This window comes from Actinospineispora eucalypti, assembly GCF_039543365.1.
Classification (GTDB): domain Bacteria; phylum Actinomycetota; class Actinomycetes; order Mycobacteriales; family Pseudonocardiaceae; genus Pseudonocardia; species Pseudonocardia eucalypti.
In genome coordinates this window covers 222,975-235,255 of the sequence record NZ_BAABJP010000052.1, presented here as the reverse complement: position 1 = coordinate 235,255, position 12,281 = coordinate 222,975, and the positions used below count along the sequence as shown (strand labels likewise).

Annotated in this window: 1 protein-coding gene (only partly in view); it reads right to left on the bottom strand. The window is 73.0% G+C overall.

This entire window lies inside a single protein-coding gene on the bottom strand: locus ABEB12_RS35890, encoding a rhomboid family intramembrane serine protease (RefSeq protein WP_185063161.1). The 122,763-nt coding sequence extends 15,066 nt beyond the window's left edge and 95,416 nt beyond its right edge, so the window shows coding positions 95,417–107,697, spanning codon 31,806 (partial) through codon 35,899 (complete); reading right to left, the first codon wholly in view occupies positions 12,277 to 12,279. Both codon boundaries (start and stop) fall beyond the window edges.

Here is a 12,281-nt window from a genome sequence, read left to right as displayed (position 1 = left end):
ACCGGGCGCCAGGTACTTGCGCAGCTCCTCGCGCAGCCAGCCGGCGTGCCGCTCCCGGTCCGCGTCATCGGTGGGGCCGCGCACCCGGTGGGTGACCTCGTAGTCGACCAGCGCGCGCAGCAGCTTCGGGGGGAGCCGTGTGACCGCCGTGTCCGGCAGGTACACCACCCGGCCCACGGTGTACGCGGCGATCTTGTGGGCGGTGCGGGCGCCGACCCGGCCGGCCAGCTGCCCTACGTCGAAGGACACCACCGTGACGTCCGCGGGCGCGCCGGTGCGTTCGGTGCCCAGCTCGGTGAGCGTCAGGCCGGGCAGCTCCCGGGCAAGCCTAGGTTCCTCGTCGTCCGGGTCGAGTGGATCGGTATCCGGGAACAGCTCCAGCGCACCGTTCACCCCGAAGCCGAACCGGATCACGACGGCACCGGTCAACAGCAACGCCCAGGCCGCGCCGGACGCCAGCCCGATCCCGGCCCACATCAGCCGCCGCGACCACCGCTTGACCACCGCACTGCCCGCATCCGGCCACAACGCCGCGATCGCGGCGACCGCCAGCCCGATCAGCGCCATCGTCGACGGTTGTTTGACCAGCAACGCGAGGCCGAGCCCAAGCCCGGCGCCGGGGTAGAACGCCCAGATCGGCTGCCTGCTCAGCCAGTTCCAGAACCGGGCGAACGGCGCGGACGCGCTCGGCCGCGGTTGCGTCGGCGGCGGGGACCGGGCGCCCTGGCCCGGGACGCGAACCCGGGCGCGCGGTGCCGAGTCGGTGAGCATCCGCAGCAACGCGTGCACCGGCGTGCGCAGCTCGGCGGGCAAGGTCGCGACCAGCCCGCCGTAGGCACGCCCGGCGAACGCCCTGGCAGCGCCCTCGCCGTACTGTTCGTGCAGGTAGTTGACCAGCGCGGTGGACACCACGACAGCGATCACCAGCCGATCGCGCAACCCAGGGTCGAGGTCGACGTCATGGCTCGCCGCGGTCTCGTCGACGATCCGGGTGAGCCGGGTGACCAAGCCGTCGGGAACCCGAAGCCGCAACCGCTGGCCCGGCCCGCCACGCAGCCGCGCCGCCCGGGGTACCGGGTCGCCACCCGGCTCGACCAGCACGGTCGCGGCGGGTTTCGCCGGCGCGTGGACGAGGTTGTCGTGCAGCACACCGAGCTCACCGGCCAGCCAGCGGCGGGTCTCGGGGTGCAGATCGCCCGGCGCGGTCTTGATCAGCTGGGCCAGCTCGGCGGCGATGGCACGAACCAACCGCCGGCGGTCGTCACCGGCCCAGCCGCGGCGCACCAGCAGCCCGGAGATCCAGGCACGCGACACCGGGAGGGTCAACGCCCAGAGCATCAGCCCGGCTTCCACAACCGCCGCGGCCACCTGGACCGCCGGCGAGTGGCCGACGCCCTCCAGCGGCGCGAAGAAGCCGACCGACCGCAGCGGGGAGTCGCGCCGAGCCGCCCGCTCACCGAGGCTGACCCGGTGGAAAGCGTCCCGGTGCTCGAGCATGGTCTGCGCCGTCGGCCAGCCCTCGAGCAGCTGGGCGATGACTCGCTCGGCCTCGGTGGTCCGCTCGATGCCCGGAGGAACGCGATCCAGCACCGTCCGGCCGCGATCGGTCAACTCGTAGGTGAACGCCCTATCCGCCTTGTCGACGTGCACAAGGCCAAGCTCGGCGGACGCGTCCAGCCGCTGCCGCACCGGGAGCTTCTCCCGGCCACCCATGCCCTGCAGCAACTGGCGCATCGGCGCCGGTCCGCCAGCCAGCGCTTGCCACAGATCGCGCAGGTTGGCGGGCCCGCCCTCGTCGAGGGCCTCTGTGATGACGGGTGCCGGCCCGGGCGGCGGCTCGGTGGGCTCGGTGGGCCCGGTGAACCGAGCCAGGGCGGCCCACAGCACCGCCCAGTCGGCGTCCGCGTCGGCCGGCCAGTCCGGCCAGCGGGCGAGCCGCTCGGCAACCACCGACAGCTCCGGATCGGCTAGCTTGCCCAGCAGCTCCGCGGGCCGAGTGGCCAGGTGATACCGATCGCCGTCCCGGTCCACCCAGCCCTCGGTGACGAGTGCCTCCAGCACCGGCCGCACGGTCGCCTCGTCCCGGCCCAGTGCCCCGACCAGAAGCCCGACCGTGGCGCCACCCCGACCGGCGAGCAGCGCCAGCAGCCGCCCCAGCCCGCGCCGGGGGTCAGCGACGCCCGAAGGGGCCAGCAGTCCTTCGGTCAGCAGCTCAAGCACCCGCGTCAGCAGCATGGCTTCCCTGGTGATGCGTACGCCGGCCTGGACGATCGCCGGACGCCAGTTCTGCCTGCGGTCGAGCACATCCAGGGCGAGCTGGGTCGCTCGCCGTGTCCTGGCGTCCCGCATGGGGAGCACCGCCGGCAGCCGCAGCAACGCGTTGCCGGAGTCCCCGCGCGCATAGCCGATCTCCGGGTCACCGTTGATCAGGCGCAGGCGTAGCAGGTAGGCCAGTGCGGCCTCGACCTGTGCCGGCTGGACGCGGACGTACCGCGTGCTCAACCGCTCGGCCAGCTCGCCAGAGGTCGACCTGGACCGCACCGCGCCCAGCAGGCCGCGCATGCTGAACATGCCCACCACCGCCATCGCGCCGCCGGCCGAATGGGCGGCCGCCGGGCCGGCGGCGAGCAACACCAGCAGCGGAACCGCGATCAGCAGGAACAGCCCGGTCACCCGGCCGGCCGGGATGCGCCGGGTCGAGCCGAGGGCGGCAAGGGCGACCTTGGCCACGTCACGGAGCTCGTCGGCACCCATATCGGGCTCGGTGAACGACCACTCGCTACCCAGCCGTGCCCTGGCCTGCCCGAGCACTTTCCGCGCCGCGCCGTCGGTGATGGTCCCGGGCCGGTTCAGCGCGGCCACCAGACTGACCAGGAGCGGGGTCGGTGGGTAGCGGTGAGCGGTCCGAGTGGCCAGGTCCAGGTGCCGAAGCACCACCAACTGGCCGCTCACCAGGTTGTCGCTGTAGCTGTTCGGCCGGCGGGCGAGCTCCTTGACGGTGGCGCCGCCCGGATGGGCGATGACGCTACGCAGGAAACCCAGCGGTGACCTCGCAGACAGGGCGACCACCTCGGCGACCCGGGGGTCAGGCAGGTTCCGCAACGCCGCGACCCCCGCTCGGACCTGGTCAACCGTCGCCGCCCGCCGGCTGATGACCCCCGCGAGGTCCTGAACCGCCACCCGGTAGGCGCCGCGGGTCCGCCGGACCGGATCGGCAAGATCCGCCAACAGCTCCCAGGTCGACACGGTCACTCGATACCGCGCACCGTCTGGGCCGACCGTCCGGGCGAGCAACCGTAGCTCGGTCAGCAGGTCGAGCCATGGCCTGCTGGTCGGATCGCCGAGGATGCCGTGCTCGGCAGCGGCGACCTGAAGCAGCAGTGCCCAAACGGAGCCGCGTTGCACACTGACCAGGGGGACGGGCAGCTTCGCATTTATGATCTTGTTCAGCTGTGTCACCAGATGAATGAACGTGTTTGTCGAGACCTGGCCGCGTCCCAGGCTCAGGCCGCTGTCCCGGAGCAGTCCGGCCAGCCGCCACAACTTGTCGTAAGTCTCCGGGTTCAGGTGGCTGTCCAGCCCGTCCAGCGCTTCCCGCAGGCGTCCGAAGAACTCGGTCACCCGGTAGCGCTTCGGATGTCCCTCACCGTCGGTCACCCCCAGCTCGTCGAGCACCGGGAGGCGAGTCCCGATCCGGGACCTCGGCGGGCCGCCCGGCAGCGCCGCCAGCTCGTCGCCGCTGATCCGCTCGGTGCCCGTCGCGGCGATCGCGTCGAGCATGTGGCCCACCGAACCCTCGGGGGCCAGCCGGAAGCTGCCGGCCAGCGGGCCGCCGGCTATCCGGCCCAGCCGCCTCAGCAGGACCTGCAGATCCACCTCCGTCGCGGCGAGGCGGGTCCTGGTGACCGGTCCCATCAACAGCGCGGCGAACGCCCAGATCACCGCAAGGTCCTCATCGCGGTGACCGAACGGATCGTCGAGCGCGGCCAACAACGCCGGGACGTTCTCCGCGAGCCGGTAGCGGCCGGCGTCGCACCACAGCAGACCCAACCGGGCCAACGCGGGCAGCCACTCCCGGATCGCGTACGCGTTGAGCCAGGGCATGAGCCGCGCGAGCTCCCAGATGGTCAGCCCGTTGGGGTAGGCGGTGTCCGGGTAGTCGACCAGGAACTCCAACAGCGCCCGTATCGAGTTCTCCGGCACCAGATCCCACACCAGTGGCTCGTCGGTCAGCCCGAGCACCTCGCGTACCGCGGCGGCCACCCGGCGTACGGGCAGCTTGCTCGGCGCGAACTCCGCGTCCGGCGCCAACCACCCCCGCACCAGGCCCAACGGAGCCCTCCGATCGGCCGGACAGCTGCCCGGGTCGCGCACATAGCCCAACAACTCGGGCAGACGTGCCGAGGCCCGATAGCGAAGCCGCGCGCCGCCGTGCGGCATGGACTCGGTCTCGCGGAAAAGCAACCCTGCTCGGTACAGAGCCAGCAGGCGAGAGTTGAGCGGATCCCCGACCAGCGCGGGGAACCGCTCGGCCAGATCCAGCTTGGTAGCCCCGTCCTCCGCCGAAACGACCGCGTCCACGATCGGCAGCAGCTGGCCATCCGCCACGCCACCGGTGGTCCTGCGCCTGCGCCCGGTGAACTCCTCGTTGGAGATCTCGCCGCTGGCGAGCGCCGTGGCCACGACGTGTGGCGCGAGCTGGAGCCTGCCGGCGACTTGTTCGCTGGTGAGGCCGTTGCGCCATTCCAGCAGCCACTTCCACGAGCTAGCCAGCAGCCCGACCCTGGCAAGTACGAGCACCGCGACGCCGGCTATCACGGCCAGCGTCAGCAGGCTCGAGGTATGGCCGGTGGTCACGCCGACAGCCATCGGGAACAGGGCCGTCCGGGTGTCCTCGACCGACCGCCGATTCGGCAGGTCTCGCGACAGCGACCCACGGTGGTGGTGACGGCCGGAGCCGACCCGCCTGCCGTACCACTGCGTACGGCAGCCCTCGGAGCAGAAGTCGTCGCTCGGCGAGCTGCCCAGCCATTCACCACACTGCTGGCACACGCCCCGGGTCAGAAAGGCGGGGTCGAGCTCGACCGAGCCCTGATCCGCGGCGGCGGCGATCAACGCCTCCTCGATCCGGCGCAGGGCTTGGTCGATCCGGGTCCGCACCTGTGGGGACCGGCCGCGCTCGCCGGTGACCAGCCCGATCAGCACCTCGGCCGGCGGCAGATCCATCTTCAGCAACGCCGGCTCGGCAACCTCGAGCGCGCGGGCCAGTTCCCGGTCGGCCAGCAGGGTGCGATGGCCGGGATCGAGCGAGCGCAGCCCGCGCAGCACCGGCTCGGGCACGTAGATGACCGCCCGGCCACCCTCGAACCGGGCGTACATCAGCACGCCGAGGCCGACCGCGCCCCGCGCGGCCAACCAGGAGTTCAGGTCGCCCTTGACGGCACGCACCTCGAGCCCGTCCGGCCAGTCCTCGCTCTCCGCTCGCACCAGCGCGTACTCCTCGGCGTCCACCGGCCGGCTGCCCAGCTCGTCGAGGCCCAGCTCGATCAGGTCCCGAACCCGGTTGTCGGGCATCACCTGCTCACCGGTGTCCAGCCGAATCGCCAGCGGCCCGTTGCGGGGTAGCTGCCCGAACCGGGCCGGGTGGTAGCGGAGGACCGACAGCAAGCCCGGCAGCGGATGCGCGCCGGTTCGGGGCAGGACCAGCCGGTTCAACCCGTCCACGGGCAGCAGCACGGTGTCCTCGGCGGCCGCCGTGGCGTTCTCCGGGACTAGGTCACGCAGGCCCGACGGCGGGTGCACCACCAGCTGGACCCCGTGCTCGAGGGCAAACCAGGCGGCGTAGCCCCGCAGCACCCCGATGATGTCCGTCTCGGGCTCGTCCCAGGTGTGCACGGGCCCGACCTGCAGCAACCCGGCCGAGGTGCGCAACACCGCGACGTGCGCGAGCAGGTCACCCCTGTCACCGGCGTCCTCCCAGACCCCGAGCACCGCCAGGTGTGGGTAGGGCGCGCTGTCGAACAGCCACGGCTGGTCGGTGTGCTCCGCCAGCGCCTCCAGCCGGTACCGGTCGTGCAGCACGCCAACCAGGACCGGCTCCCCGTCCAGCTCGGCGCGCCGGTCGGTGGCCGGCCACGGCAGGTGCGCGGCCCAGCTGGTGGCGTCCAGCAGCACCGGCCGGGCGGCCGAGGCCATCGCGCCGAACACCGCCACCGCGTCGTCCGGCGCGGAACCCGCCAGCATGCCGGTCGCCGCCTCGACGTACCAGGCGGCCTGGTCGATCCGGTCATACCGGTACAGCCGAGGAGCGAGCTCGACCAGCGAGACGGCCAGCTCCGCCCACGCCCGCGTCACCCGCTCGACGTCCGCCGCCGTGCGCGCGGCGGGCAGGGCCATCGACAGCGCTGCCGCCAGCTCGCCCCGCAGCCTGGTCAGCAGCGGATCGGCCCACAGCTCGGCCAGCTCCAGCAACGGCCCGGCGGCCAACCCCAGCTCGGTGATCCGGACGAACGCCGCCTCTTCATCGGAGGTCGCGGCGGCGTACAACGCGGCGGCGGTGTCGGCGTCCGGCTCGTCCCGCGCCACCCGGATCAGCAGGTCCAGCACCTCCAGGCGCCGGTCACCCGGCGCCCGTGCCGAGAGCAGGTGCAGCGCCCGGTCCCGCGCCGCGCGGTAGGCGTCGGTGTCCGCCTCCTCGGTGCCCGCGAAGCCGACCGCCACGGCGGCCAGGTAAGGCACGTGCGCGTCGGCCGACTCGGCGGGGGCGGCGGCCAGCGCGTCCGCCAGCGTCACCGCGGTGACGTCCCAGTTCCGCGAGCCCAGCCCAGCGAACCGCTCCCGCAGTACCGCCAGCTGGCGCGCGGCCTGGTCCAGCAACACCTGGGCCAGCTGGTTGTGGCTGCTCGGCCCCAGGTCGAACAGGATCACCTCCGCGCCCCGCCCGCCGGCCGATCGCCGGGCCACCGCCGAAGCGGCTGCCAGCCACTCGGCCCGGTCCGCCCAGGCCGGGTCCTCGATCGGCGCAATCACCGGCTCGTCCCGCTCGGCGGCCTGTGCGGCCGCCCACAGCGCACGCAGCCGCCCCGGGTCGTCGACCGACAGCCGATCCGGCACACTCGCCCAGCCGCCCTCCCGTTGGGCCAACCCGCGCAGCAGCCCGAGCAGGACCGTGTCCACCGGGCCGAGCAGGGTGGGATCGAACCCGGGCGGTGGCGGCTCGGCCGGTAGCGGGACTCCGTAGAACTCGGCGCGACGGCGCAGCTCGTCCAGGTGCTCCGGCCGGGCCGACGTGGCCGGCGGTTCCAGTCCGGCCAGCTCACGGGCCAGATCGACCAGCGGCAGCGCATCCGCCACCCGACCCAGACCGGCCAGCCGGCGAGCCCACGCACCAGCCACCGCCACCCGGTGAACCGGGCTCGGCCGACCGTCCAGCAGCGACCACACGGCGGCTTCGCCCCGGTACACCGTCAGCGCGCGCACCACGTCGTCAGCGGCCCGGATGAGTGCCCGGGAGGCGTAGCCGAGCTCCGATGGCGGCACGTCACCGAGCGACTGGAAAGCGGCCAGCATCGCGCGGATGTCGCCGCCCCAGGCCAGCGCCCGAACCAGATCGGCCCGCAGGTCCCAGTCCTGGTGCAGCGCCGCCGCGCCGAACACCGCCGACGAGCGCAGCCGTTGGAGGTTGGCGAGCGCCGCTTCGAGCAACGCCAGCTCGCCCCGGATGACCACCAGCTGGCCCACCACGGAGGCGCGCGGGCGTTCGGCATCGCGCGTGGCGGCCACCCGCCACTCACGGCGCACCGCGCGCAGCACGACCACCGCGAGCGCCGCCCCGACCGTGATCACCACGGCGGTCCAGACCTCGGCCGGGCCGGACTCGGCGCGCAACGGGTGACCCGGCTCGGCGGCGAACGCACGCGCGGCACCCAGACCCATCACCGCGGCCACCGCCGACACGCGCAGCGCGACCAGCACCACCCGGGCCACGCCGGCCGGCACGTGCGCGCGCAGCCAGCCGGCCAGCCGCACGATCAGCCGCGCCAGCCAGGGCGGACCGCGCGCGGCGGCCGGCTCGGCGAGCCGACCGGTGGCCCAGCGCAGCACCCCAGGGGCCACCAGCCGGCCCACCTCCGCCGTGAGCGCCGCCGCCAGCACCGCGAGGCCGAAGCCGGATGGCGCGACCCCACCCATGGCCAGGCCGATCGAGGTGCCCAGCACGGCCAGCGCCCGCCCGAGCCGCCGAGCCCGGGTCGGCCGCGCCGCCCGCGAACCGCCCTCCGCCTCGGGCCTCGGCTCCTCGAGGGCGAGCGCTCCGACGACCGGCTCGGGCGAGGTGTCGAGCTGAACGAGCTCGTCGACCGCCAACTGGAACAGCCAGACCCGGCCGTCTTGCTCGACCCGGTGCGTGCGCCGCCGGCCGGAACGCTCGATCGGCTCCCCGGCCAGGTCCCACAGCGTGAACAGCCGGGCCAGTGACTGCACGCCCGGCCACTCGGCCCCGGTATCGACCACGAGCGGCCCGGCACTGCCCTTGCCGAGGTACCGGGCGTAGGTGTGGCCGTTCTCGGCGGTCCAGTGCTGAGCGCGCGGCCGGGGCCGGTAGAGATAGGCGATGGTCGCCGCCAGCACCGCCAACGCCCCGGTGACGCCGATCTGCACGGACACCCCGCCCCACCCGCCGTGCGCGTCCGCGAACCCGGACAACTGGGAACCCAGGAACTGCCCTAGCACCTTCATGCTCGCCAACGTCATGAGGACATCACCCAGCCTCGGCGGGTTCGGCCGGTTCTCCAGGAGCTGGCTCACCCGTAGCTGCGCCAGGCCCCGGATGCCGCTGCGGGCACCGGTGGACCCCGCCTCGCCGGCGAAGTTGTTCCACACGATGCCGACGGCGGCGAGCCCCACCAGCTCGGAGAACCACACCGCCAGCGCCCCCGAGCCCAGGAACAGACCCATGGCCAGGGTGAACGCGGCGGCGTTGCGGGTCAGGAAGTCCTGCTCCGGCACGCGGGTGGACGCGGTGCCGGCGCCGGCAGCGCGGTGGCGTCGCTTGGTCGCCGCCCGGTCGCCGAACACGGCGATCAGGATGATCGCGGCGTCGCCGAAGGTCAGGGCGTTGATCAACAGACTGATCGCGAACTGGGAAGCGCCGGCCGCCATCAGCTCGGCCGCCCAGGTACCGTCGAACGCCCCGAGCATCGCCGCCGAGAAGAAGTAGAACAGCCCCATCACCAGCACGATCGGATCCCGGAGCGTCTTCAGCGGGGTCAGCGAGATCTTTCTCAGGTACGCCCGCACCGTCAGTGCGGGCCGCGCCTCGGCGAGCCGGGACGGCGTGTACAGCCACATCAGTGCGGCCGTCACCGCAATCATCGCCACGGAGACCCACACCACCCCGGACACACCCCACCCGGTGGCCGCGTGCTGCAGGGTGCCGGTGACTCCGGCGCCCACCGAGATGGCCAACCCCATCAACGTCAAAGTCGTCGAGGGCCACTTCAACTCGGCCTCATGACCAGGCCGTTTGGCGTCGAGCCGATGCGGGTTGCTCACTTGGGTGATCCAGTCCTCGGCCTGGCTGATCACCTGAATCCAGGTGGCCGCGACCAGGCCGAGGGCGACCGCGACGATCCGCAGCCAGATCGGATCGGACACCACACCGAACAGCGCGTAGGTGCCGGCGAGCGCCAGCAGCGCGCCTACCGCCCCGGCCCGCCGGGCCACGAACTTCATCAGCGCGTTCGGCAGCAGCCCGAAAACCGCGCCCAGCAGGGCCATCGGATACAGCGCGCCCTCGCTCAGGCCCGCCGCCAGCGCCATCTCCCGCATCACATAGAGACCGGCGATCAACACCCCGCTGCCGAACCCGGACACCGCCCGGTAGCCCCGCAGGTGCCAGCGGCCGAACCCGTCGCGGAACGCCGCGTTGCGCCGGTACAGCCGTTTCGCCAGCCCGGCCAGGGCGGCCCGATTCGCCGCCCGCGACCACACCCAGCCGATGAGCCCGATCAGGGCGCTCCGGCCGGTCCCATTGCGCAGGATCGAGCCGTCGTTGTTTCCGGTCGGTGGGCCGTAGCTGGCTGGCAGAACGTGGTCTTCCGGCGCAGCCTGATCGGGGCGCCAGGAGCGCAGCAAAGCGTCCCAGAACTCGGCCAGCACCCACTGCGCGGTCAGGTCTTGGTCCAGCTGGCGTGCCTCGTTCTCGGACAACGGCTGGGTGTGCTGGAGATCCACCAGCAGGAGCAGCTGGCGCCGCTCCAGCAGCGCCTGCTCCACCAGCCGCTCGATCCAGAAAGCGTTGCGTTCCAGCGGCCGGGTGTCGTCGTTCTCGATCGGCGTCCGATCGGCCAGGTGCAGCCATTCGTGCGCCAGCAGGCGCACGGCCTTGACCACACTCAGGGTCAGTACCGCCGCCTCCGCATCGCTGAACCGGAAGGAAGACAGCCGGAAGACCATTGCGTTCAGCTCGGGATCGATGAACGCATCCGGGGTGTTGCCCAGCCCGCCCCGCTCGCGATAGCGGTTCTCGAAGGCCCGGTCCGTCAATAGCTCGACCGGGACCTGGCCGGTGGCGCGGTGCAGCCATACGCCGGGGCCGGCTTCCACCAGGGTGCGGTACGCGAAGGCGAACGCCGCCTGGACCGCCGGGGCCAGGTCGGCCCAGTCCTTGATGTCGAACGCGTCGCCCGGGTCGGTGCCCAATCCCTGCCGCTGGATGAGCAGGTCGGCGAGCTCCTCGGCCAGTTCGGGCCGGTCCCGTACGGCCTCGATCGCGCGGTCCAGTGCTGAGCTGGGTGAGACCAGGTCGGCCTCCTCCGGACGTGCCCCGGCCAGCTCACCGAGCAGCGGCTGGAGCAGCGCCTTTGCCTGGTCGCGGAGCCGAGACCCACCGAGTCTGCCGGCGGCCCGCCGCTCGAGCCCCTCGATGAGCAGCTCCTCGGCCTGCCGCAAGGCCGGGTGGTGGTGCGCCGGGAACCGGCCGAACCGGCCACGCGACCGGTAGCCGGCGGGCGGCGTCGAGGCCCGCGAGGACGAGGCGGGCGGCGACCGTGCGCCGGTGGACCGGTCCGAACGCAGCAGCGGCGCCGGCGCCGACAACGCCGGCCCGATCCTCCCGGCCCACCTCGCCAGGGGCATCCGGCGTGCCACGATCACCCCAAGCACCACGACCGCGATCACCGCGAGGACAGCGAACGTCGGCTGCGCGGTGACCCAGTCGGTGGCCGCGTTGTGGCCCATGGCGAGACCGGCCAGCGGCAACGTCGCTTGGCGTCCCGGCCCGTTGGCGCTGTCCTCGTCCGGGTCCGCCCGGCTGGCGAGGAACTCGGCCGCCGTCGGGCCGGGGACCAAGCCGGCAACCGTCCGCCCGGACTCGACGAGCTCGAGCCGTCCGCCGGAGGGCGAGATGTACTCGGCGAATCCTTGCTCAACCACGACGCCGGCCCAGAGCGCGCCCGTCGGGCCGGTGGTTACGGCGACCCCGCCGGAGAAACGTGGCCAGATCGGCGCATCCACGGCCAACGTGGCGTGCTGGAACGCCGCGTTGCTCCGCGTGACCGGCGCCAGAACCACGGTGGACCAGGCGGGCCGGCCGGCGCGGTCGGCGTGCTCGGCGAAGAACATCGCCACGAACGTCCCGGTCGTGAGCTCGGTGGTGGTGAACTCGGCGGCGGGTGCCTCGGCGCGCAGGTCCGGTACCCGCACTCGGGCCAGATCCAAGGCCCGGTCGACATCGGCCCAGTCCAGCTCCGCCGGATATCCGTCGACCCACACCTCGCCGAGGACGCTCTGGCGGCCGGTGACCACGTGGTTGGCCGAGAGTACTTCCCCGTCGCCCAGCGCCACCCCAAGCCCGACCTGCTGCCAGACCTGGATCCCCCCGGCGTCCCCGCTCAACCGCGGTGCGCGCCCCGACGCGGTCACCCGGACCATTGCCTGCTGGGCGACCGCGATCGTCGATGCGTCGAGCCCGATCCCGGGCAACGACAGCGCGAGGGCCAGCGCCCGGTCGTCCGACCGGTAGTTGCCGCGGCCGGTCGCCAGGCCGTCCCGCACCACCGAGGCCAGGCCGGCCGAGACTGCCACACCATCCGTCTCGGTTTGACCGGAGCCGAACAGGAACTCACCCAGCAACCGGACCGCCTCGCGGTCGGCGTAGTTGGCCACCGCCGCCAGCACGGCAAGATCCATATAGCCGGTCCGCGCGGTCAGCCCGGTGTCCAACTTCTCGGACCGCTCGAGCACCGGGTCATCCCGCAGGTAGAGCAGCACGTCGTCGCGGC